Source organism: Rhabdobacter roseus, assembly GCF_014202275.1.
In the GTDB taxonomy this organism is placed as follows: Bacteria; Bacteroidota; Bacteroidia; order Cytophagales; family Spirosomataceae; genus Rhabdobacter; species Rhabdobacter roseus.
Map to the genome: position 1 here is coordinate 629,981 of NZ_JACHGF010000003.1, position 22,263 is coordinate 652,243.

At 56.8% G+C, this 22,263-nt stretch carries 18 protein-coding genes and 1 tRNA gene; 8 read left to right on the top strand and 11 right to left on the bottom strand.

The genetic code is table 11. The annotated features are described in order from the left end of the window. Positions 1–112 precede the first annotated feature (112 nt). From HNQ92_RS29060 to HNQ92_RS12470, 4 genes are all read left to right on the top strand, one after another. Positions 113–1,372, top strand: coding sequence for an ElyC/SanA/YdcF family protein (locus tag HNQ92_RS29060; protein ID WP_221307436.1), 1,260 nt, complete (start codon positions 113–115; stop codon positions 1,370–1,372). Between the two features lie 18 nt (positions 1,373–1,390). Then, entirely contained in the window at positions 1,391–2,263 is an 873-nt protein-coding gene (locus tag HNQ92_RS12460) for a hypothetical protein (protein ID WP_184174342.1), read from the top strand. 269 nt (positions 2,264–2,532) lie between these two features. Then, the gene (locus HNQ92_RS12465) at positions 2,533–5,838 is read left to right on the top strand and encodes a SusC/RagA family TonB-linked outer membrane protein (RefSeq protein WP_184174343.1); all 3,306 of its coding nucleotides are present in this window, start codon (positions 2,533–2,535) and stop codon (positions 5,836–5,838) included. Between the two features lie 43 nt (positions 5,839–5,881). Beyond that, positions 5,882–7,414, top strand: a complete 1,533-nt coding sequence (locus HNQ92_RS12470) for a RagB/SusD family nutrient uptake outer membrane protein (protein ID WP_184174344.1) — start codon at positions 5,882–5,884, stop codon at positions 7,412–7,414. Between the two features lie 120 nt (positions 7,415–7,534). Here the strand turns inward: HNQ92_RS12470 and HNQ92_RS12475 are convergent, their stop codons facing one another. Beyond that, positions 7,535–8,920, bottom strand: coding sequence for an MATE family efflux transporter (locus HNQ92_RS12475; RefSeq protein WP_184174345.1), 1,386 nt, complete (start codon positions 8,918–8,920; stop codon positions 7,535–7,537). A 340-nt stretch (positions 8,921–9,260) separates the two neighbouring features. Here HNQ92_RS12475 and hflX point away from each other — a divergent pair, with 340 nt between their 5' ends. The 3 genes from hflX to HNQ92_RS12490 all read left to right on the top strand — a co-directional run bounded on the left by hflX (position 9,261) and on the right by HNQ92_RS12490 (position 12,061). Then, positions 9,261–10,520: a GTPase HflX gene (hflX, locus tag HNQ92_RS12480; protein WP_246440042.1), complete on the top strand. Its 1,260-nt coding sequence runs from the start codon at positions 9,261–9,263 to the stop codon at positions 10,518–10,520. A 123-nt stretch (positions 10,521–10,643) separates the two neighbouring features. Then, positions 10,644–10,715, top strand: a tRNA-Arg gene (locus tag HNQ92_RS12485). Between the two features lie 134 nt (positions 10,716–10,849). After that, complete coding sequence (locus HNQ92_RS12490; protein ID WP_184174346.1) at positions 10,850–12,061, top strand: site-specific integrase; 1,212 nt, start codon at positions 10,850–10,852, stop codon at positions 12,059–12,061. A 3-nt stretch (positions 12,062–12,064) separates the two neighbouring features. Here the strand turns inward: HNQ92_RS12490 and HNQ92_RS12495 are convergent, their stop codons facing one another. The 9 genes from HNQ92_RS12495 to HNQ92_RS12535 all read right to left on the bottom strand — a co-directional run bounded on the left by HNQ92_RS12495 (position 12,065) and on the right by HNQ92_RS12535 (position 19,526). Then, a complete protein-coding gene (locus tag HNQ92_RS12495; protein WP_184174347.1) occupies positions 12,065–12,289 on the bottom strand; it encodes a hypothetical protein in 225 nt (74 codons plus the stop codon). Positions 12,290–12,296: 7 nt separating this feature from the next. Beyond that, positions 12,297–12,476: a hypothetical protein gene (locus HNQ92_RS12500; protein WP_184174348.1), complete on the bottom strand. Its 180-nt coding sequence runs from the start codon at positions 12,474–12,476 to the stop codon at positions 12,297–12,299. Positions 12,477–12,510: 34 nt separating this feature from the next. Next, positions 12,511–13,458 carry a tyrosine-type recombinase/integrase gene (locus HNQ92_RS12505; protein WP_184174349.1) on the bottom strand — a complete coding sequence of 316 codons (948 nt, stop codon included), beginning with the start codon at positions 13,456–13,458 and terminating at the stop codon, positions 12,511–12,513. Further along, positions 13,458–14,012, bottom strand: coding sequence for a 3'-5' exonuclease (locus HNQ92_RS12510; protein ID WP_184174350.1), 555 nt, complete (start codon positions 14,010–14,012; stop codon positions 13,458–13,460). Before HNQ92_RS12510 ends, HNQ92_RS12505 begins: the two co-directional genes overlap by 1 nt. A 71-nt stretch (positions 14,013–14,083) precedes the next feature. Continuing rightward, positions 14,084–14,704 (bottom strand): hypothetical protein, encoded by a 621-nt coding sequence (locus HNQ92_RS12515; RefSeq protein ID WP_184174351.1) that lies wholly within the window; start codon positions 14,702–14,704, stop codon positions 14,084–14,086. Between the two features lie 184 nt (positions 14,705–14,888). Then, positions 14,889–15,185, bottom strand: a complete 297-nt coding sequence (locus HNQ92_RS12520; RefSeq protein ID WP_184174352.1) for a hypothetical protein — start codon at positions 15,183–15,185, stop codon at positions 14,889–14,891. A 46-nt stretch (positions 15,186–15,231) separates the two neighbouring features. Further along, the gene (locus HNQ92_RS12525; RefSeq protein ID WP_184174353.1) at positions 15,232–15,387 is read right to left on the bottom strand and encodes a hypothetical protein; all 156 of its coding nucleotides are present in this window, start codon (positions 15,385–15,387) and stop codon (positions 15,232–15,234) included. A gap of 87 nt (positions 15,388–15,474) precedes the next feature. Then, entirely contained in the window at positions 15,475–18,993 is a 3,519-nt protein-coding gene (locus HNQ92_RS12530; RefSeq protein ID WP_184174354.1) for a phage tail tape measure protein, read from the bottom strand. Positions 18,994–18,998: 5 nt separating this feature from the next. Further along, complete coding sequence (locus tag HNQ92_RS12535; protein ID WP_184174355.1) at positions 18,999–19,526, bottom strand: hypothetical protein; 528 nt, start codon at positions 19,524–19,526, stop codon at positions 18,999–19,001. A 130-nt stretch (positions 19,527–19,656) separates the two neighbouring features. Here HNQ92_RS12535 and HNQ92_RS12540 point away from each other — a divergent pair, with 130 nt between their 5' ends. Beyond that, a complete protein-coding gene (locus HNQ92_RS12540; RefSeq protein WP_184174356.1) occupies positions 19,657–20,196 on the top strand; it encodes a DUF4468 domain-containing protein in 540 nt (179 codons plus the stop codon). Between the two features lie 78 nt (positions 20,197–20,274). Here the strand turns inward: HNQ92_RS12540 and HNQ92_RS12545 are convergent, their stop codons facing one another. Next, positions 20,275–22,263 (bottom strand): hypothetical protein, encoded by a 1,989-nt coding sequence (locus tag HNQ92_RS12545; protein WP_184174357.1) that lies wholly within the window; start codon positions 22,261–22,263, stop codon positions 20,275–20,277.

Sequence of the window (22,263 nt, forward strand, 5' to 3'; positions counted from 1 at the left end):
TTTTGTAACGAACGTCACACAAAGCAATTTTTTTTCCCGGTAACATTCCCTTCATCCTGGCTTAATACAAGAGCGGTTACTTTGTGCGTCGTTATTCTCAACCCACTGCCCCGTGTCCCGATTCTTTCCTTTTTACTGGCTGGTAGCCGCCCTGTTGCTGGGGTCGCTCCCCAGCTCAGCCCAGGTACCCAGCTACGTGCTGCTAGAAGGTACCTCCGTAGTGCAAACCAAAAACTACTACCTGCTCACGCTTTTTCAGCAGGTGGATGAGGTAAAACGGCTGCTGGAAAAGGACGCCGAGCTGGCCGAAATGGCCCGCGCGAAACGAACCCAACTGAGCCGCTCCCTCACCGAATGCGAAAAAACGCACACCTGCTTCACGGAGCGCATGAAACTCAGCGAGGCGGAAATCAGCCGCGTCAGCGATCGGCTCAAGCAGCTCTACCAGCCCCAAAACGCCCTGGGAAAGCTGGTGGCGCAGCATCTGGTGCCATCGGGTACGTACATTCTATTCGGCAAGGTACCTTCCGCCGAGCTGCTGGTGAAGGCTTGGGAGCAAGACGCCCGCGGCCTCAACTACGCCCTGGGCGTGTACGCCGAAGGCCAAAAACCCCACTACCCCAACATCGACTCCATCAGCTACCTCCCGCGCGGCCGCCGGTACTTTGACCTCGTGTATACCGCCACCGAAGCCATTGCCGACGAAAGCCAAAAGGCGACGCTCTTCTTCGAGCCCACGCTCAACGCCGCGCTGCGTTTTCTGGAAATCAACCACCGTTCCGAAGCCGCCGACTTCGAGCCCATGACGGCCACGGTAAACAAAGCCGCCTACGACCGCCTGAAAAGTACCTCCTGGGACAAGTACCCCTACTCGCTCATTCTGGTGCCGGGCTCCGGACCCAGCGAGCCGCAGGTAGCGCTGAGCGGCATTGGCTTGCTCCGTTGCCGCACGGCCGCGCTGAGGTACTTTGAGGGAATGGCGCCTTTCATCATGGTGTCGGGCGGGCGGGTACATCCCTACCAGACGCCCTACTCCGAAGCCTACGAAATGAAAAAGTACCTCGTCGAAACGATGAAAGTACCCGAGAGCGCCATCCTGATGGAACCCCACGCCCGACACACCACCACCAACCTTCGCAACTGCGCCCGGCTGATCTACCGCTACGGCCTGCCGTTCGACAAGCCCTACCTCATTTCTACGTCCAAGTCGCAAAGTTTTTATATTTCAAGCTCCACGTTCGAAGAACGCTGCCAAAAGGAACTACTCCACCTACCCTACCGGCCGGGCAAGCGCCTCTCCAACACCGAAACCGAGTACTACCCCGTACTGGGCGCCCTGCACAGTAATCCGTTCGAGCCTCTGGACCCCTAAACTACCCGCATCATCGCCATGTTTGCCAAATCAACCGCCGTCCTGCTTCTTTCACTAAGTACCCTGGCGCTTACTACCTTCGTGCCCGCCGTGCAGCTTCAGCGCTCGGTCACCATCGACTCGCTCGGGGCCTGCCAGGGGGTGGCCTACCTCAACAAGCGGGTGTACCTCTACGGCGACCGCGAGGTGGGTATGATCCGGGAATACCGCCCGCAGGGCGACAGCCTGGCCTACACGCGGCGGGAGGTCAAGCTCACCATCGACGGGCAGGACGTGATCAACCACCCCACCGGCCTGGCCTACCACCCCGGCCAGCCTACTTTCATCGGCAACAGCATCCGGCTCAACCCGGAAGGTACCCTGTGGAAAGCGGTGATTTACGCCGTAGACTGGGAAGGGCTGTTGAAAATGGGTACGTTGGACGGCAACCTGCGGCAAACCATCGACGACGACGCCTGCATCCAGGGTACCCGGCCCGAATACGTGCAGTACCGGGGCAAGCCTTACGTCGCCACGGCCGACTACGGCAACCGCGCCAACGAAGTGCGGCTCTACGACCCGGAGGCACTCCGCCAGGCCAAGCGTACGAGCGAAAAAGGGGTACTTTTCAAGAAATTCAGCTGCGGAGCCTGGGTCCAAAACCTTCATTGGATTCCCGAAAAGAACATCCTGGTGCTGATCCAGAACCAGATCGAAGGCCGCCGCTGGCGCTTCACCTACCTGGACTTTCCGAAGTCCGTCGAGACGGGCCAGGCGGTGGTGCTCCAGATCGTAGACCTGGCCCCCACCGACGAACTGGAGGGCTTCGCGCTGGTAGGTACCTCAGAACGAGGGATTGCCGTATCATCGGCCCGAAGAAACAACGTGCACTTCACTAAACACTCCTGGTAAAGTACCAAAACAAAACAACCCTTTTACTGGCATTCAAAAGTACCCCTTCCCGCCCCTTTACCCATTGATAATGGTTCGTTAACATTTGGTTACTTTTTGCTTAATACCACTCAGGTACCTTTGAGGTTTCATTTTCAAAAATAACCCGAGAAGTATGAAGGGTACTACTTGGTTAATTCCGGGCGCTTTGGCGTCCCTTTAACGGAAGACGAACCCTCCATTCCTCTTTTATTTATTATCCAAAAAATACAACTAATCAATCGCTTCCCATGAAAGGTAATTTTACCAAAATCCGGGCACTGATGGTACCGCTCCTGGTCGTACTACTTGGTGCCGCCACGCAAGCCCTGGGTACCGCCAGGGGTACTTTTGAGACGCTGCGCCAAATCACGGGTACCGTCACCGACGAGAGCAACCAGCCCCTGCCGGGTGTGAGTATCATCGAAAAAAATACCCGCAAAGGTACCGTCACCGACCAGAACGGGCGCTACGCGCTGGAAGTGGCCGAGGGCAGCGTACTGACGTTTTCGTTCATTGGGTTCATCACACAGGAAATCTCCGTGACCACCCAAAGTACCCTGAACGTGCAGCTCAAAGAAAACGTCAGTATGCTCGAAGAGGTGGTGGCCGTAGGGTACCAAACCATGCGAAAAAGCGACCTGACGGGGGCCATTTCCAGCGTGAAAGCCAAGGAACTAAACCTCACCGCCCCGACCGTAGGCCAAAGCCTGGTGGGAAAAGTAGCCGGGGTGCAGATCGCGCAGGTGAGCGGCGCACCCTACGTGGGGACCAAGATCCGGGTGCGGGGTGTGGGCTCCATCAACGCCAGCTCCGATCCACTGTACGTGATCGACGGCTACCCGGCGGGTAACGACGTGTTCATCAACCCCAACGACATTGAGTCCATCGACATTCTGAAAGACGCCGCCTCGGCGGCCATCTACGGCTCGCGCGCGGCCGGTGGCGTGGTGCTGATCACGACCAAGCGTGGCAAAGAAGGCAAAGGCCGCCTGGAATACGACTACATGTTTGGGGTACATCAGCTCAGCAAAAAAGTAGATCTGATGAACGCCGAGGAATTTGCGCAGCTGGTCATCGACGCCCGCAACGGTACCTACCGCGACCTGGTCGTGAACGCCGGTAAGCCCTGGAACGACGCCATGTACTCCCACGACAACCCCACCCGCATCGCCAACGTAGGCAACGCCTCTGCGGTAAGCATCCCGACCTACCTCTACGACTTCCCCACCCAAACGATGATCAAGCCCCAGTACGACACCGACTGGCAGGATGCGCTCTACCGCAATGCGCCCGTACACCGGCACAACCTGGCTTTTTCGGGAGGTACCCAGGACGTACGCTACGCCCTGAGCGGCGGTTTTCAGAACCAGGAAGGGATTATCCTGAGTACGGGCCAGCGGCGCATCAACTTCCGCGGCAACGTCGATGCCAACATCAATAAGAAACTGCGCGTGGGCGTGAACCTGGCCCTTACGTCGTCGGACAACCGCGAGGTACAGGAAGGCCGCTTCAACCAGGGGCCCATCCTGGGCGCGCTGGTGTACATGCCGTTCTTCCGGGCCTACAACGAAGACGGTACTTTGGCCAAGTACGAGGCGGCTTCGCAGCAGGCGGCTTACGGCTTCCAGAGCATCGAAAACCCCGTAGCCCTGGCTACCGAGACGAAGATCACGCGCAAAGGCCTGCGGGGTACTTACAACGGCCATGCTACCTACGAAATCCTGCCCGGTCTGGCGGCGAAAGTTAACCTGGGTATGCAGACCTACAACGAAAAGTACGAATACTACCTACCCACCAGCCTGAGCAGCGGGGCCAACCCGCCCGGTTCGCCCCAGGCCATTGCTGCCGCCCGCGCCACGGCCCAGACCCTCGCGCAGCAGGACCAACTGGCGGAGTTTACCTTGAACTACCGAAAACAACTGGGCAAGCACAGCGCCGACCTGCTGGCGGGTTACACCGCCCAGCAAACCACCAGCGACGTCATCAGCGTGTCGGCGCAGGGGTTCCAGAACGACCGCATTCCCGAAATTACGGGCAAAGGGGCCGATCCGGCGCACTTTTTCATGAACTCGGGTACGGGTAAATCGACCCACACGCTGCTGTCTTACCTGGCGCGCGCCGTGTACCAGTACGATAACCGCTACTTCCTCACGGGTTCCTTCCGGACCGACGGCTCCTCGCGCTTCGGTCCGCTCAACCGCTGGGGGTACTTTCCGTCGGTGTCGGCGGGGTGGAATATTTCCAATGAATCCTTCTACGCTGGTTTGCTCGGCACAGCCTCGACCATGAAGCTGCGCGCCAGCTGGGGTTTGAGCGGCAATAACAACATCGGGAACTACAACCACGAGCAGGTGATGGCCAACCCCGGCGGGGTCGTTTTTGGAACCAACACCATTGCTACGGCCATGTGGTCGGGCAACCTCCGGGACCAGAACCTGGGCTGGGAGTCCACCTCGCAGTACAACGTGGGCCTGGATCTGGGTCTTTTCAACGACCGCTTGCAGGTGATTTCTAACTTCTACCTCAGTAACTCCTTCAACCTGCTTTTCAACCAGTCGATCTCGGCCGTGTCGGGTGCTTCGACCATGCTGACTAACCTGCGCGACTCCAAGGTGCAGAACAAGGGCTTCGACCTGCAACTTGACGGCCGGGTGATTTCCTCGCGCGACTTCAACCTGAACCTAAGCGGAAATTTCAGCCTCAACCGCAACAAGGTACTTGACATGGGTGGGGCCAGTACCATCCGCTCCACCGGCGCGGAGCGCTCCTACGTAACGCACGTCACGCAGACGGGCCAGCCCATCGGGATGTTCTACGGCTTCAAGGTGATGGGCATGGTGCGGGAGTCGGATCTGGCCAACATCGCCCTCGACAACGAAAACTTCAACGCCGCCACGCAGTCTTTCCCCGCGGGCTACGTGCTGAAAGGCCCGGCGCGCTCGGCGGCGTCGAGCAATCCGCTCAAACCCGGTGACCTGTACTTTGAGGACGTCAACGGCGACGGTATTGTCAACGACGAAGACAAGCGCGTGATCGGCAACCCGCACCCCAAGTTTACCTACGGACTGTCTTTGACCATGAGCTACAAGAACTTTGATTTCAGCGCCGCCTTCAACGGCTCCTACGGCAACCAGGTACTTGACGGACAGGATTACTACATCTACAACCTGGAAGGCTCCGGCAACCAGTATTCCAAGGTCAACGAGCGCTACCGCTCCGAAGCCGAGCCCGGCAACGGCTGGGTGTACCGCGCCGCCCGCGGAGGTACCCAAAGCAACAGCACCCGCCTCTCGACTTTCTACCTGCAAGATGGTTCGTTCTTCCGCTGCACCAACCTCACGCTGGGCTATACGCTGCCCGGCGGCCTGCGGGCCCTGGGCCTGAGCAACCTGCGCCTCTACGCCAGCGTGGACAACGCCTTTACCTTCAGCAAGTACCTGGGCTACAACCCCGAGGTGGATTACAACAACGGCGCGAACCTCACGCCCGGCGTCGACTACGGCAAGTACCCACTGGTGCGCGGCTTCAATCTGGGAGCCAAAGTGGTTTTCTGATAAGTACCTGACTAAGTATTCAAGATCTTTATATAAAGTAAAAATGAAAACGAAATTGATAAAGGTAGTTTCCGTGGTAGCTCTGCTGGCGCTGAGCGCGTGCAGCAGCGACTTCCTGGAGCAGTACGATCCGAACGCGATCTCGACGTCCCAGTTTTTCAAAACCGAAAACGACGTACTGCTCGCCCTGAATGGCGCTTATCAGTCGCTACGGAGCTCCAACACCATCGGCGAAAACAGCGCCCTCTTTACCGACGAGCGCTCCGACGACGCCGGCCGCAACGACAACCAGTCCAACGCCGGGGAGCCCTTCCAGTTCAACGATTTTTCGCTGCTGCCCAGCAACACCTACCTGCGCAGCCACTGGCTGGCTATGTACGAGTCCATTACGCGCTGCAACGCCGTTTTGTCTAATATTGATAATATCCCGTTTAGCAATCCCGAAACCAAGGCGCAGTACGCCGCCGAGGCCAAATTCATCCGGGCGCTGATCTACTTTCACCTGGTGCGCAAGTGGGGCGATGTACCCCTGGTAACTACCCAGCTCCGTACCGCCGACGAAGTAACGGCCAACACCTTCCGCGAAAAACAGGAGGTGGTGTACCAGCAAATCGTGGCGGATCTGAAGGAGGTAGCCAGCAGCCCGCTGCCCAACCGCCAAACCGGTGCCAACGTGGGGCGGGTGTCTAAAACCGCCGGGAACGCCCTGCTGGGCCAGGTGTACCTTACCATGGCCACCACCCTCGATGCCGCCAACCGCACCAACTACCTCAACGAAGCCAAAAACTACCTCACCGCCGCCTACGGGATGCGTACCTTCGGCAGCCTGAAGGAAATCCCCTACGCCGATGTCTTCGATGTAGCCAAGAAGGCCACCAACCAGGAGGTGATTTTTCAGATCGTGAACCGCCAGGGCGACGTCAACTACTCTTCATCCATTGCCGCCAACCAGCAGGCCAAGGGCGAGACCATCAACTCCCTCAAACCCGGTACGGGCGTGGGCGCGCGGGTTTCGCTGGATCTGGTGAAGGAGTACGAAGCGGGCGATTTGCGCAAGACCTTTTCGGTGAAGTACGCCGAAGATCCCGCCGTGAAAGATTGGTTCATCACCAAGTTTCGGGACGTGAGCGCGGCGGCCGGTACCAACGGCTTCGGCGGCAACGACTGGATTCTACTCCGTTTTGCCGACGTCATCCTGATGCTGGCCGAGGTACACATGTACCTGGGCGAGGAAACCAAGGCCATCGAGTACCTGGATATGGTGCGGGAGCGCGCTCAGCTGCCCAAATACGCCGTGGCCATCACCGACCTAACCTACCGCAGCAAGTACCCCAGCCTGAAGCTGGCGATTTTGCACGAGCGGCGGGTGGAGCTGGCCTTTGAGCGCCACCGCTGGTACGACCTGCTCCGGTTCTTCAACACCGACGAGTTGGTGAGCTACTTCCGGGCCAAAAACCAGGCCGACTACGGTACCGCCCGCCTGGCCAACTTCACCCGTAAAGACCGCTACTACCCCATTCCGTTCGACGAAAACAAGCTCGACCCCGCGCGCATGTACCAGAACGACGGCTACTAACACCGGGGCTCATCTACCTTTTTTTACTCCACTTTATTGACATCGTATTGCTCTTTTATGGAAATCGGCGGGGAAGTTCCCCGCCGATTTTTTATTTATGGTGCTTACAAAAGGGGTACTTTATACCTTCACCAGCTTCCAGCGGCCGCGCCGGAAAACCAGGATGGCCAGAATGGCCAGAATGGATTCTCCAATGGGTACCGACGCAAATACCCCCACGGGCCCCCACTCCAGCACCAATGCCAGTAGGTAAGCGACGGGGATCTCGATCAGCCAGAAACAAATCAGGTTGAGGTAGATCGGCGTACGCGTATCACCGGCACCGTTAATGGCCTGGACCACCACCATGCCGTAGGCGTAGAAGCCGTACCCCAGGCAAAGTACCCTAAGGGCCATAACCCCCGTATCCACTACGGCCGGAAGCGGACTGAACCAGGCGATGATCGTCTCGGCCATGGTGAAGAAAAGTACCGCCAGCGTAACCAGGAACACCATGTTGTAGAGGGCTGCTCGCCATACTGAGGTCTCGGCGCGGTCGGGCTGCTGGGCGCCCAGGTTTTGGCCTACCAGGGTAGCGGCGGCGTTGGCCATGCCCCAGGCGGGTAGCAGCGTGAAAATGATCACCCGGATGGCAATGGTGTAGCCCGCCACCACGTCGCTGCCAAACTCCGCCAGGATGCGCGTCAGGAAAATCCAGCTGGCCGAGGCAATCAAAAACTGCCCCGTACCACCCGCTCCGATGCTGATGATGTTTCGGATCACGTCCCAGGCCGGCCTAAAGTCGGGCCACTGGATGGTGACGGCTTTCTTGTTGGCAAAGAGGTAGTAGAGCTGGTAGCCCACGCCCACGGTGCGCCCCAGCGTAGTAGCCACGGCCGCCCCCGTGACGCCCATTTCGGGAAAGACGCTCAATCCAAAAATAAAAAGCGGGTCCAGGACGATGTTCAGGCCGTTGGCGATCCAGAGTGAGCGCATCGCCGCCGACGCCGCCCCGGCCCCCCGAAGTGCCCCGCTCAGCGAGTACAGCAGCACAATCACCGGACTACTCAGAAATAGGATGCGGGCGTAGGTGGTACCTTCTTCGATCACCCGCTGGTCGGCGCCCATCAGGCGCAGCACGTGCCCGGCACCCAAGGTACCTGCCAGCGCCATGACCAGCGATATCGCCAGCGAAATTAGGATCACCTGCCCAATGGCCCGCCCCGCCTCCTCGGGGTTGCCCTCGCCCACGCGCCGGGCTACTACCGCCGTGGCAGCCGTGCTAAGGCCTATGGCCACGGAATACACCAGCGTGATCACCGACTCGGTGAGGCCTACGGTAGCTACGGCTTCGGTACTGACTTTGGAAACAAAAAAGACGTCTACCACCGCAAAGAGCGACTCCATGACCATCTCCAGGATCATGGGAACGGAAAGAAGAAAAATAGCGCGATTGATGCTGCCCTGGGTATAGGTTTGCTCCGAGCCATCCAAGGACATACGAAGCAGCTTAAGCCACTTTTTCATGATAAAAAAGAGAAATTACGTAGAAAGAAAAGGAAGACGGGTCCGGTACGTTTTGGGTAACGGAGCAGGGACCAACGTGGGAAGGCCGTTTAAGGCCGAGAGGCTTTATTAAGCCAGAGCGAGCACAAACATGGGCGTAGAAATTTTGACAAAACTAAAAAACTCCTCGTATATTCTGCGAAGGTTCCGTTTTTTTTCTCAAAAAAATTCAATGTGAACTCCCTTTTCGAAAATTTCCCCTGAACTTTTACGCCCCTGTTTCGGTTAAAAATCTACCCTTTTCCGGGTAGCAGGCACCTGCCCAAGGTACCTGTAATTTTAGTACCGATTCCGACACCGCATGATCGATAAATCAAAAATGAATTCCACCGCCAAGCAGCAGGAGACTGCCGTGCTGGTGGCCGTAAGTACCCAGCGGCAAACCGCCGAAAAAACGCAGGAGTACCTTGACGAGCTGGCTTTTCTGGCCAGTACGCTGGGTGTAAAAACGCTCCATACTTTTACCCAAAAACTCGAATGCCCCGACCTACGAACCTACGTAGGCAAAGGGCGGCTGGAGGATATAAAAGCCTTTGTGACGGACAATCCCGTGGACATGATCATCTTTGACGATGACCTTTCGCCCTCGCAGGTACGGAATCTGGAAGGTACTTTTAAAGAGGAAGAAATAAAAGTACTGGATCGTAGCCTCCTGATCCTGAACATCTTTGCCATGCGCGCCCAAACGGCCCAGGCCAAAACCCAGGTGGAGCTGGCGCAGTACCAGTACATGTACCCGCGCCTGACCCGCATGTGGACGCACTTGAGCCGCATCAAGGCGGGCGTGGGGATGCGCGGACCGGGGGAGAAAGAGCTCGAAACCGACCGCCGGATTGTGCAGGATCGGATGAGCCTTCTGAAAGACAAGCTCGAGAAATTCGACAAGCAGAGCATTACCCGCCGCAAGGAGCGCAACCGGCTCGTGCGCGTAGCGCTGGTGGGCTATACCAACGTAGGTAAATCCACGCTGATGCGCCGCCTGGCCAAGGCGGACGTCTTTGCCGAAAATAAGCTCTTTGCCACCGTAGACTCTACCGTGCGCAAGGTGACCGTCGAGAACATCCCGTTCCTGCTTACCGACACGGTCGGGTTTATTCGTAAACTACCTACTACGCTCATTGAGTCGTTTAAATCCACGCTCGACGAGGTGCGCGAGGCCGACATCCTGCTGCACGTGGTGGATATTTCGCACCCTTCGTTTGAGGAGCACATCGAGGTAGTCAATACCACGTTGCAGGAAATCGGGGCCGCCGACAAGCCCGTCATTTTGGTATTTAACAAAATAGATTTGTACCAGCAAGCCGCCGAGGCGGGTCTGTGGGACGAAGAAACGGAGCCCGCACAGCCTGTGGACGTACTTCCCACCGAAACGCTCATCGAGCAGCTCAAACGCAGCTACATTGCCCAGAAAGCCGACCACGTGGTGTTTATCTCGGCTGAGCAAAAGGAAAACCTCAACGACCTGCGGGACCATCTGGCCGAGCTTGTGAAGGACAAACACTTCCGGATCTACCCCAACTGGGAGAACATCCAGCTCACCGATCTCGACTGGGACGCGTAGGGATTTGGTAGAAAAAGGAAAATTGTAGAAATTCGCACACCTTTCGGTTGGTCTTCGGCCCCGGAAGGTGTCTTTTTTATAATTAGGTACCTTGACAGGTACTTTCTCCACCACCTTCACCACGACCCCGTAGTTCAACGGATAGAATAGAAGTTTCCTAAACTTTAGATATGGGTTCGATTCCCGTCGGGGTCACAAAATTGACATCAGTTGATACAAATTGCTACAAAAAGGGCTAGTAGAGGCCCTTTTTGGTCGTTTCGGAGCTGTATCCATATCAGAATATAGCAAGATATACAACAAAATGTTTCAGGGATGTTTCAGGGGAAATGACATTTGAGCTCGAGCTAGATAACTATAAACGGAAGGATGGTACCCACAACATCCAGATCCGGATCACGGAGAACCGGCGGCTCCGGCGCGTGTCGACGGGCTTCGCCTTACTGCCCCACCAGTGGAACCCGGAAAAAAAACAAGTCCGGAAGTCCCACCCCCACGCTGCCCAGATAAATGCGGCGCTAAAATCGAAGATGCTCGAAATAGAGCAAACCCAGCTGAGCGCCCAGCTACGAAGTACCCGGATCTCGTCCGGAGACATGCAAAAAAAGTTGCGGGGCGTGTCGCTTACCGAAAATTTTTTCGAGTTCGCCGACCGCCGGATCGCGCGCCTGAAAAGCCCGTCCACCCGGAAGGCCCAGACCTCCGTCGTCGATAAGCTCGAAACCTATTGCAGCAAGCGGGCGCTCTACTTCGAAGACATTACCTACGACTTCATCCTGGACTACCAAAAGTACCTTCGGAGCCTGGGCAACAGCACCAATACCGTACACGCCAACATGAAAACCATCAAGGCCATCTACAACGAGGCCCTGAACGCCGGGATGTTTCGCGCGGACAACAACCCCTGGCGGGTAGTGAAGCTTAAGAAAGCGATTTCGAAGCGGGCCAAGCTGAACGAGGAGCAGATCCTGGCGCTGGATACCATGGAAGGCCTGAGCGGGAACATGCTGCACGCCCGGAATTTCTTCATGCTGGCTTTTTTCCTGCAAGGGATGCGGGCCAGCGACCTGCTCCAGCTCCGCTGGACCAACATCCGGAACGGCCGCTGTGAGTACCGGGCATCGAAGACGGAAAAAACCCGATCGAAAAAAATAGTAGCCCGGGCGCAGGAAATCCTGGAGCACTACCAGCCCATGAAGCGGGGAGCCGATGACTATATTTTTCCATTTCTGAAAAAATACAAGCCCAAGGACTATACCGAAGATCGCTGGCGGGAGGTGCTCGACGCCAAGATCTCGATCGTGAACAACAACCTGAAGAAGGTAGCCGCCCGGCTAGGGCTCCCTTCGATCAGTACTCACGTGGCCCGGCATAGCTTCGCGGACATTGCCCTCCGGAGGTCGGGCGGGAACCTCAATGCCGTGTCCGGTGCCCTGGATCACTCCAGCCCCAGCGTCACCATCAACTACATCAACGCCGCCTCCAAAGCCGAAAACGACGACCTGGTGGACGTCGTTTTCAGGGTACCGGAGAAGGAGTAACTGTTATTTCAGGAGGTTTTTGGGCAGGGGTAAATTCCCGCCGTCGATCCATTCGGTATCTTCATCGGCCCAATATTCCTCCAAGCGCTTCTTGAAAAAATCAAGATTATCTACTTTTTCGTTGGCGCAGTTGAGCTCAGGGATCTGCTCTCCGTCCTGATCCAGCACCATGAAGCCCCGCAGTCCCCAAGGATTCGTAATTATTTTTTTAACGCGTTGAAATTTCATATTTTTCTTATTCAATAGTTCCAAAAAGATGTTCGTATAGTTTCACTACACCAGCAATAATTTTCCGCTTACCATTGAGCGTAGCGTTGAAGCTCTGTACTGACGAGTAGCCAAACCACCCGGCTATATCCTTATCAATGAGCTTGTGCTTCGCCTTGATGATCTTGTATTTCTGCTCGTCAGTCATGTCAGGAATGTTAGTTAGAGCAAATATATACAAGTTATTGGAAGAACGGGTGATCGACCAATGACAGGGCTGACTCCAGACTATCAGCCCGAATGTAGGTCTGGAAGGATTGCTCGGTGGTATGGCCCGTGATTTTCCGAATTTTCATGCTGGGCACACCCGCCAGAAACGCATTAGTGGCGAAGCTACGCCGGGCGGTATGGGAGCTTACCAGCTCGTACTTGGGTCGTACCACGGCGTGTTTTTTCCCTCCTTTCGTGTAGCGCTCCACCACCTCCGTCGTCAGCCCAGCCTGCTTACAGATTTCCTTGATAAACCGGTTATAGAGCTGGATCGACATCATTCCCCCAAAGTCCCAGTTGCGCCGTTCCAGGATCTCCAGCATTATTTTCGAGATGGGTATCACCACGTCCTGGTCCGTTTTTTGGGTTGTTATTCGGAAAAAGAGCCGATCCTGTACCTGGATGACATAGAGCCGGGGTTCTTTCAGCAACCGACGCATGTCCGAAAAGCGTAGCCCGCAGTGGCATTGCAGCACGAAGGCATCCCGGATTCGGGTTCGACCCCAATTGTACCTGCTTTGGAGGAGTTTGTGTATTTCCTCCGGACCAACGAATACTTTGGTCGTGAGCTCATTGCTCAATTTGAAATCGTCGGCCGGGAAGAAAATGCGTTCGGCTTTGCAGTGCTTCCGCTGAAAGGTCTTCAGCTTACCCAGCGTACTGGAAATGGTGTTTTTTCGGAGATCCAGAAATATTAAGTAGTCCCGGAAGCCTTCATACCAGGTTTCGTCCATCTCGTCCGGATAGACCACCTTGTCACCGATGAACCTGACAGCATGGTTGTAGATCGTCTCGTAGGAGCCAATGGAGCGCGGCGAAAGCAGGTCCCCATGGATCGACTTCACGATACCGGTTTTCATGCCGATCAGCCGTTCCTGGTAGAAGTCCAGGAACGGGCGATTATTATTTTCGGAGGCCATTAGATTACTACCGTCTCCGGGTCGGCGGTATCGTTGAGCTCCAGGAACCGCCACACGGCCAGCGTGGCCAGGGCGTCGGCCAGGGCTCCGTGAGGGGTACCTATCCATTCGTACCTAACGTGCTCCGCTGCCAGTATCAGCTTGTGCCGTTTCCATTCACCTGGGCGCTTCGGATCTGGTACACCCATATACTCAGAAAAGCGATTCATGCAGCAGATTACCTCACTACCTTCCAGGGACGAAATGGGTAAGAATCGCGTATCGAAATCGGCTCCGTACATCACTACCCTTTGGCCTTGCAGTAGAACTTCCAACACCGGCGTAAGGTCTGCCATTGTAGGGAAGGTACCTTGAAAAATGAATTCTGGGGTAATGCCGTTCGTTTCCATCGCTTTGGGCCATTCGGTATGGCGTTCAGGGCGGATGTAGGTATCCAGGATTACTTGGCCGTCCTGGTCGACGATCGCGATCGAGAGCGCTTCGTCTTCAGGCGTAACCCCGGTGGTTTCGGTGTCGAGCACCAGGTACTTCGTTTTTTTATCTATCTTTGCCATTGATTGTAAATTTAAGAGGTTTATGATCAACTTTTGCCCCGGGTCGCCCGCCAGCGCCCGGGGCTTTTTGGTTACTTCGTTAGTTCTTCAAGGCTAATTGCCCCCATCATATACTTCATCACATCCATTTTTTTGGAGGCCTCGGTAGCATCCGCAAAATTGATGAGCTCGCCGTTTCTTACTACATAGAAGTAGCGGTACTCGTTTTTCCAGCTGCCGCCCTCGCGGGCCTCCAGGATCTCTCCCTCCTTCGCCGTAAAGGTACCTGCTACCTGTACAGCGCCTTTTTTTCCATAGCTCATGGGCAGGCCAATAAATTCCCGATCCAGCTTATTATCCGCAATTCCCACAATACGGGCAATGTATGGCTTACCGTGCTTACGGGTGTCGCACACGCCACTATCCCAGCTCAAGGTGTAAGTAGGAGTATTGGGTACTTCGGGAGCAGGATCTTCACTGGCCGGGCGTGAGCCAATTTCTGCATCGATGGCTTTGCGGAGCGAAAGCAAGTCGGTAACACTGAGCTCGGATATTTTTGACAAGTCAATGTTCAGTTTTTTTACGGCCGCTTTGGCCTGGGCCCATACGGCCCGAAGAGCTTCGGAGAGCGTTTGGCCGGCCTGGCGTACGAGCGCCCAGGCATCGTTCATGATTTGGGAAAGGTTGTAAGCGGAAGTGGTTACGGTTAACATGATTGTAAGAAATTTGAGGTTTATGGTCCGGCCCGCCAGCCGGGTTGATCAACCGATCAACAGTACAAATGTATATGCTATAACTAATATATGCAAGCTATGGCAAATATTTTTTTCAATAAAATAAAAAAACCCCCGCCAGCAAAGCCAGCGGGGGTTTGACACTATTTGTCAATTAAACATATCAGGTCGCTTTCGCGGCCCCAACATGATACTCTTTCGCTCTTACCATGCGAATATTGTTCAGGTCTTCTATCACCATTGTATCTTCGGCCGGGATCACGCCTCGCTTGATCCAGTTACTTACCGTCTCAGTGTTTTTGATGCCGAAGCGCTTGCAGTACTCTTTGATCGTTACCCATTCGGTAAGGTCTACCACTTCGCCCTGAGCGATCAGGTACTTCTGAGCCTCTTTAATGGTACTATCAGCCTGGCTCATCAGGTTCAGGATTTCGGTCCTTAATTCTTCTTTCGTTTTCATAAGCAATGATTGGGTTAGGGGGGAGGGCCGAAGCCCTCCCCATTTTTTAATCTTTCTTTTCTTCTAATCGTTGGATCAGTTTTGTGAGGGTACTGATCTGGTCCAGGATCTGGTTAATTTCTTCCTCCGTCAGTACCTCCGACTGATCCCGCAGGGACTGCCTAAGGGCGGCTCTCAGCATTTTGAGTTGAAATAAATTCATCTTTCTGATATGTTTAATTGACTCCATAAAGATAGCGCTTGTTATGTTACATAACAAGCGCTATCAACGTTTTTTTTGAAAAAAAAACTACATCGCCGTCTCCTGCCTGATATGATTCAGGTACGCCTGGGTTTCTTCCACCGTCCGGTAGTTCAGCTGCGTACTGATAGCCCCCGACAGCATGGCCATCCGGAGCGAGCGGGTTTCTTCGATGTGCATCATCATCAGGCTCTCGAGGGCGGCGGTGGAGGTACCACCTTCGGTACCGGCTGCGCCCTGGGCCACGGCTTGGCTGGGCTTGGTGCCGCTGAGCCGCCACTGCTCCATCTGGGCCACGGTGGCCGCCATTACGGGGTCCTTGAGCATGTCGTTCGGGATGACGTACTCCTGCTTGTACTTCTCGCCCGCGATGTAGCTGCGGCCGCCCAGGTCGAAGAGCGTAGGCCGGTTCACGTAGCCCGCGGGCTGGGTCGAAACGTGCAGGCTGGCCATGTCGGTGTAGCCACCTTTCTCCCGGCCCGGCATGAAAGACTGGATCGTCTGCCCGGCAATGGTACCTATGCTAATACCAGCGCGTATCTTGGCCGCTACCACCAGGGGCGTCGATATAGCCTGGCCGCCGGGTATAGCCGCGTAGGCCAGCTTGATGGCCGCGATCTCCCGTTGGGTCTTCACGATGATATCCGAGATGGCCATGGCCTTCTCGAACACAAAAAGCCCCTTGTGAATGGCGCTCGACTCCTTGAAGAACCCTTTCAGCGTCGATACGCCTTCCGTCAGGGCTTCCCGCTTGGCGTCGGCCAGCTCAAACTCCGCCGCCTGCATTTCCTGCGCAAATTGTACAGCCGCATCCCGGCGCATTTTGGCGCGCTCAATGTCTTTTTCGGCAATCTGCTGCTCCAGGTCGCTGGTGTCCTCGCCGTAGGCCTGCCGGAGCAGGAAGAGCGAAATCAGGTACCCTTCTTCGGCATCGAGCTTAGCCTGGTGCGCGTCCGGCCCCAGCAGCTCGCCGCTTAGCTCCTGCTTGCCTATTTCGGTGGTCTTTTCGCCGTAGGCTGCCTTCAGCAGAGCTTCGTCGGCTTTTTGCTGCTCTTCCAGCTCCTTATCGCGCTTGGCTTGCTCCTCCTTCGCTTTTTTTTCTTTCTCCTGAGCCGCTTTCTCCTGAGCATGGACCTGCTGCTTGTCGTACTGCTCTTCGGCTTTTTCGTAGTACTTGTGCCGGATGTTCACCAGGGCGTCGGCCTCCATCTGGTTGATCTTCGCGATCTCGTCACTATGCCCTTTCGCTTCGTCGCGCAGCTTGGCGTACTTGTTCCGGGCTATCTGGAGCTCCCGTTCCAAACCGTCGAGCTGGTCGGCCTCCAGCTGCCGCTGGGCATCCAGCTGGCGTTGCCTGCGCTGGTCGGCTTTCTTATCGTCGTCATCATCGCCGCTCCCTGGTGTGTAGGTGGTTGACGTAGTATCGTCCCCCGGTACTTTCGGCTGCTTGTTGTTGCCGGAGGTAGGCTTTTCTGAGGGTAGTTCATAGCCGCGTCGTTTGCGCCGGTCTACCATTTCCAGGTCGTGGAGCTCCCCCTGCTGGGCCTTGATCTGTGCCTGGATCTGGGCTTGCTCGTTCCGCATGCTCTGGCGCTCGGCGTCGGTTAGGTTGCGCTTTCCCCGCTGCCCCATGCCCAGGTCTACATCCTCGTAGCCCCGGTTGAGCACGTTTTGCAGGTGCGCGGCCCGGCCTCCCAGCATCTGCGTTTCGGTTCGCAGCGTTTCGATCCGGCTCTGGCGCATGGTCTCCAGCAGCTTTTTCTGCTCTTCGGTATACAGCCTTACCTTTTCCTTATTAATGTCCAGCGCCCGGCCGTAGGCATCGAACTCCGTAACGGCCGCGGGCACCAGGTCCGCGATGGCGTCCAGGACCTTATTAAGTTCCTCCTGCTCTTCTTTCGTTAGGGTAGTTTTGGCCTTCAGCTCGTCGAAGCGCTTCAGCAACGGGGGTAGCTTGCTTTCGGCCCGGGCTACCTTATCCATTTGCGCGCTCAGCTGTTCCAGCTGTTCGCCGGTACCGGAGATCATGCCCGTAACCTTCCCGAAGGATTCTACCAGAGCCATTCCTACCAACGCAATCGACTCCAGGAAGCTATCGGCTTTTTTCTTCAGCTTGTCGATAACCGCCGCCGCGTTGTTATTTTTTTTCTCGAATTCGCCCAGGACGCTGTTGCTCTCCCCGATCGCTTTCGTGGCCAGCCCTACCTGATCCGCCAGCATTTCACCGTTGGCGCCGATCTTCATCATCACCTCACTAGCCCCGGAGCCTTCCAGCTTCAGGTCGGAGAGGATCTTGGCAAACGTGGTAGCCTGGGCGCCGCTCGTCTTCGCCCCCTGAGCCACCTTCACAAAAGCCCCAAAAAGATCGGTATTCAGCAGCTGTTCAAACTCCTTCGTCGACATCCCGGCTACCTTGGCAAAGCCCTCGACGTCGTTGAGCATTTTTTGCAAGATGGTGTTCACGGCGGTGGATCCGCGCTCGGCCGTCACGTTCAGGTTTTCGAGCGTGGCAGAAAGCCCCAGTACCTGGCCAGACGTGAATCCGAGCGGAATGGCCACCCCACCGATCCGGCTGCCGAAGTCGGCCAGGCCTTTCCCACTGGCCGCGCCGGAGGCCTCGAGTACGTTCATGGCGTTCCCGATGTGCAGCAGGTCTTCGCCGATATTGTCGCTTTTTATATCGGAGAAGATATTCCGCATCTTTAGCACGCTTTCGCTCAGGTCTTCCACGCTGTCGAACTGGTCGCCCAGGGCCACGTTGAGCTTGTCGGCGCTATCCACAAAGCCCTGCATCTCTTCCTTGGCCACGCCGAAGCGCCCGCCCGACTCCGCCATTTTGCGCAGATCCTCGTTCAGCGTGCGGGTGTCGATCTTGCCCAGCTCACTATTCAGCTCCTTTACCTCCTGCTTTGACATGTCGGCGGCCTTGGCCACGTCGGCGAACGAATCGCTCACGGCGTATACCTTATCCTTCACCAGGCTACCCAGCTGCATGAGCTGATCCGTCAGGTACGTCACGGCCGTACCACCCAGGAAACCCACGAAGACATCCTTCCAACCTGCCTTCAAGTTTTTCCCGGCCGCAGTAAGGTCGTTCACGCGGGTTTTGCTGCTGTGCAGCTCCTCGTTGACGGTCTTCACCTGCCGGGCTTTTTCGGCGTAAGCCTTGGCGAAGTCGGCGTCGCTCTGGCCTTCTGCCTGCTTGAGGTTATGGAGCTCTTTGGTGAGTTGCTTGGCGGCATTCTCCATGTCCTTCATGCTCACCTGGGCTTTTTTGCCGTCCACGATCAGCTGTACCGTCGACTTCGCCAGGGCGCTCTGGGCGCTCGTCACTTCCTTGATCCGCTCGGCCTCGTGGTGGTAGGCCACGCCTACCTTTTCTACCTCCTGCGCCTTTTTGGCGTAGGCCTTGGCAAAGTCGGCGTCGCTCTGGCCTTCAGCCTGCTTCATGTTGCGCAGCTCCTTCCGGACCTGCTGAAGGGCGGTACCCAGTTCCTTCAGGGAGGCCTTGCCCGCTTCGCCATCGATGACGAGCTGTACGACCGATTTTTGGGGTGTGTTTCCCATGGTAATTAGAATTCAAGGGGGATTTGTCCGGAGGGTAGATTCTGCGCCAGGTTTTCCTGCACGGCGCGGGCCACGTCGCGCGCGGCCACTTCGGCCAGGCGGTGGCGCTCGCGGCCCCACACCTGGCTAAACCAGGGCTTCGGCCTGCGGGTGATCCTGCCGGGGCTGCGGCCGTCGGTGAGCGCCCGGCCGGTCTGGCGCTCAATGAGCGTGATGCCCCGCCCTACACCCATGTCCGCAAAGCGGCCGTAGAAGTTGAACCGGATCTCGCCCGTCACCTTGCCGGTACCCTTCGTGATCCGGGATTTGAAAGATTCGTACAGATCGCCCTCATGCCGGACATCCAGCTGCCAAATGCTCTTTTGGTATTTCTCCGTAGAGAATTTCACAAAATCGCGCATGGTACCTTCCAGTACCTGGTCCAGCACCATTTCCGGTAGTTGGTTATTGGGGAGGTCGGGAATCACACGCTCCGTGCTGCCCAGCGCCTTGGAGCGCTTGGCGCGGCTGAGTACCCCTTTCGTTATGGCCATAGTAAAAAAATGATCAGGCTGCGAGATACACAGCCTGATCTGGATAGTGAAGGAAAGATGCAGGGGTAAATAGGCGTAGGCAGGTACTTTACTTAAGGTTTCGAATCAACTACACCTATTTATCCAAAACATGAAAAAGCTTTTCTTCTGCCTATGTATCCTGGTCAGCGCCCCTCTGTTGGCCCAGGAGCCGGTCACCTACCAGGAAGTAGTTACCGCTGAAAAACTAACCCAGGCCCAGATCCTGGAAAAGGCCAACCAGTGGGCCGTCAAGGCCTTCAAGGATTACCAGAAAACCATCCAGTACCGCGACACGTCGCAAGTAGTGCTCAACGGCGCGCTCAGCCATGTTACTACGGTTGGGTCCGGACTCACCGCGGCGGTGGTACCCCGCAACTACACCTACCAACTTACGGTAGAAGCCAAGCCCGGCCGGTACCGGCTCTCGATTAATAACATCACGGTTTCGACCCCGCAGGCGGGCCTGACGGCCGCCCTGCCTACCCGCCAGGCCGTACTCGACGCCCATAACGCGACGGGCGGCGGCAAACGGATGAAGGAGAACCTGATCAAGAGCACCAACGACGAGTACGACTACCTGGACGCGTACTTCAAGGGGGTACTTTCTTCCATTCAGAAGCACGTCGCCGACAGCAAGGACGACTGGTAAGCCCGCTACCGCGGAATTATATTTGGCACCGGCACCAGGTACCAGCTCCCAAAACAAAATTAAGTTTTGGGAACTGATCTACAAGGCCACATAGCCCGCGCCCGGCAGCAGCAGGTAGTCCAGGGTCGTGATCACGTCCCCGTTGGCATCCTCGGTATGGTCTTCGTAGCGGATGGCCACGCGCGGGCGGCGGTACTCGTGGCCCGATACCTGCGCCGTGATGGTGGCCATGGAGGTAGATCCACCCCAGGGCGACAGGATCCCGGACGTTTCTTCGTAGGTCACCGGCAGGTTCGACGGGTTGGCGGGGAGCGTCTTGCCCGCGTCAGCCCAGACCCGGATCACCACGTCGGCGTAGGTAATGTCCGCGGCCGCGCTGTTGATGTACTCGTAGTTTTCCAGTAGCAGCTCTACGTAGAATTCCTCCGTGCTCGGCCGGTTGGGTACCGCATCCGGAGGGAGCAGTACCAGCAAGGAAGCCTTGACCGGGATCTGCCCCCGCCAACCTGGTAGCGATACGTTCAGGCGCTGCACCAGGTACCTGGTCAGCACGCTGTTTTCACCCCGGATCAGCTGGGGCTCGTACATCCGGAGCGCCCGCAGCTGCCGGAGCGGCAGCAGCAGCTCGTACCGGATCTGCCGGGCGTTGGCCTGGAAAAAATAGTACGGCAGCGTGAGCTTGCGGTACACGCTGTCGTTCTGCTCCGGATCCAGGCTCCAGTCCCCTATTTTTTCCTGGAAATAATTCCGGCTTATGCTCGTGCCCAGGGGGTACTGCTGGTTGTCGGCCGCGCGGTGGAAGCCGCGGTAGCTCAGGAGCCGCAGCCCAAACTCATTCTTGTGCTTGTAGCCGGTGCTGAAGTAGTCGCTCAGCCCGCGGTAGATGCCCGAGTTCAGATTGCCCTTCATGCGCGCGCTGGGCACGTACCAGTTTACGTTGTTGCCCTCGCTGTTGGGCACGCGCTGCATGGCCAGGGTACCTATGCTGCACTTCACTTCTTTCTGCGCCTGCTTGATCTTCGTTGTGACGGGGTTGGTGTCCTTGTAGATTTCGTCCAGGTTATCCTGGTACGAAAGTACCGAGTACCCCTTCTCGTCGGGGATCTCGTTGTCGTAGCCTTTCAGCACGAAGGGAGACAGGTCCTGGGCGGGGGCGCGCTGGATGGTATCCAGCAGCTCGAAGCGCGCTTCCAGGGTACCGGAGTCGAAGTAGATCCCCACGCCCAGGTCGTCTCGCAGGGCTTTCAAAAAATCCGTAATGGGCAAGTAAGGCACGTGCAGGCCCAGGTTGATCCGCACCCCACCGGGGGGCGGCGTCCGGATGGCGCTGTCGATGGTCTGGGTATTGTCTACCGTCCAGGTACGTACCTCCGGGTGTTGCAGGAAGGTACCTACCGCCCGGTACCCAAACAGCGCACAGACGCGCTCAATGACGTACGTAAGGTACAGGTAAGGCACCACGTGAAAGCCGCGCGGATATACGCCGAACACGGAGCCCGTCGTGAAGTCGGTGACGAAATCCTGGCCATTCCAGGCGTTCAGGTACTGGCTGTAGTAGTAGAACTGCACGTCGGGGGCTTCGCTTTGCTTCGGGGCAAAGAGCGGGCTGTAGACCGGAAAAAACGTAACGGGGAAAGTACCCGGCGCGGCCTGGGCAATGGCCTTCATGCGCGCGCGGATGTCCGTGGCGTTGTTGCACAGCCAGAAGCGCTCCGTGAACGCCTCGTGCAGGTACCGGCCCTTCACCCGGCTGGCCAGCTCGCCGGAGTCGATCTTGAGGTACCCGCTGGCTCCGTCGCGCTGGACGCGGTAGCTGAGCGTGCAGCGGCTGAGCGGCATCCCGTTCAGGGCCACGGCCACCTTCACGTCGCGCGGGCGGGTTTCGGGCAGGTACGAGTACCCTAGGAAGCGCTTGTTGTTATCCGACAACGGAAAGCTCACGGGATAACTAAAGGTACCCGGCAGCTCCTCGCCACTACCCAGCAGCCAGTTGTTGTACTCGATTTCGACGGCCGTATCCGGGTCGAGATCGAGGAGCAGGTTGGCTTCGTTGCGGATTTCTAGCAT

Coding starts and splice junctions, on each gene's coding strand:
- HNQ92_RS12510 (WP_184174350.1), bottom strand. CDS start 14,012: ATGGCAAAGATAGATAAAAAAACGAAGTACCTGGTGCTCGACACCGAA.
- HNQ92_RS12470 (WP_184174344.1), top strand. CDS start 5,882: ATGAAAACGAAATTGATAAAGGTAGTTTCCGTGGTAGCTCTGCTGGCG.
- HNQ92_RS12505 (WP_184174349.1), bottom strand. CDS start 13,458: ATGGCCTCCGAAAATAATAATCGCCCGTTCCTGGACTTCTACCAGGAA.
- HNQ92_RS12525 (WP_184174353.1), bottom strand. CDS start 15,387: ATGAATTTATTTCAACTCAAAATGCTGAGAGCCGCCCTTAGGCAGTCC.
- HNQ92_RS12515 (WP_184174351.1), bottom strand. CDS start 14,704: ATGTTAACCGTAACCACTTCCGCTTACAACCTTTCCCAAATCATGAAC.
- HNQ92_RS12460 (WP_184174342.1), top strand. CDS start 1,391: ATGTTTGCCAAATCAACCGCCGTCCTGCTTCTTTCACTAAGTACCCTG.
- HNQ92_RS12490 (WP_184174346.1), top strand. CDS start 10,850: ATGACATTTGAGCTCGAGCTAGATAACTATAAACGGAAGGATGGTACC.
- HNQ92_RS12530 (WP_184174354.1), bottom strand. CDS start 18,993: ATGGGAAACACACCCCAAAAATCGGTCGTACAGCTCGTCATCGATGGC.
- HNQ92_RS12500 (WP_184174348.1), bottom strand. CDS start 12,476: ATGACTGACGAGCAGAAATACAAGATCATCAAGGCGAAGCACAAGCTC.
- HNQ92_RS12465 (WP_184174343.1), top strand. CDS start 2,533: ATGAAAGGTAATTTTACCAAAATCCGGGCACTGATGGTACCGCTCCTG.
- HNQ92_RS12520 (WP_184174352.1), bottom strand. CDS start 15,185: ATGAAAACGAAAGAAGAATTAAGGACCGAAATCCTGAACCTGATGAGC.
- HNQ92_RS12475 (WP_184174345.1), bottom strand. CDS start 8,920: ATGAAAAAGTGGCTTAAGCTGCTTCGTATGTCCTTGGATGGCTCGGAG.
- hflX (WP_246440042.1), top strand. CDS start 9,261: ATGATCGATAAATCAAAAATGAATTCCACCGCCAAGCAGCAGGAGACT.
- HNQ92_RS12545 (WP_184174357.1), bottom strand. CDS start 22,263: ATGCTAGAAATCCGCAACGAAGCCAACCTGCTCCTCGATCTCGACCCG.
- HNQ92_RS12495 (WP_184174347.1), bottom strand. CDS start 12,289: ATGAAATTTCAACGCGTTAAAAAAATAATTACGAATCCTTGGGGACTG.
- HNQ92_RS12540 (WP_184174356.1), top strand. CDS start 19,657: ATGAAAAAGCTTTTCTTCTGCCTATGTATCCTGGTCAGCGCCCCTCTG.
- HNQ92_RS12535 (WP_184174355.1), bottom strand. CDS start 19,526: ATGGCCATAACGAAAGGGGTACTCAGCCGCGCCAAGCGCTCCAAGGCG.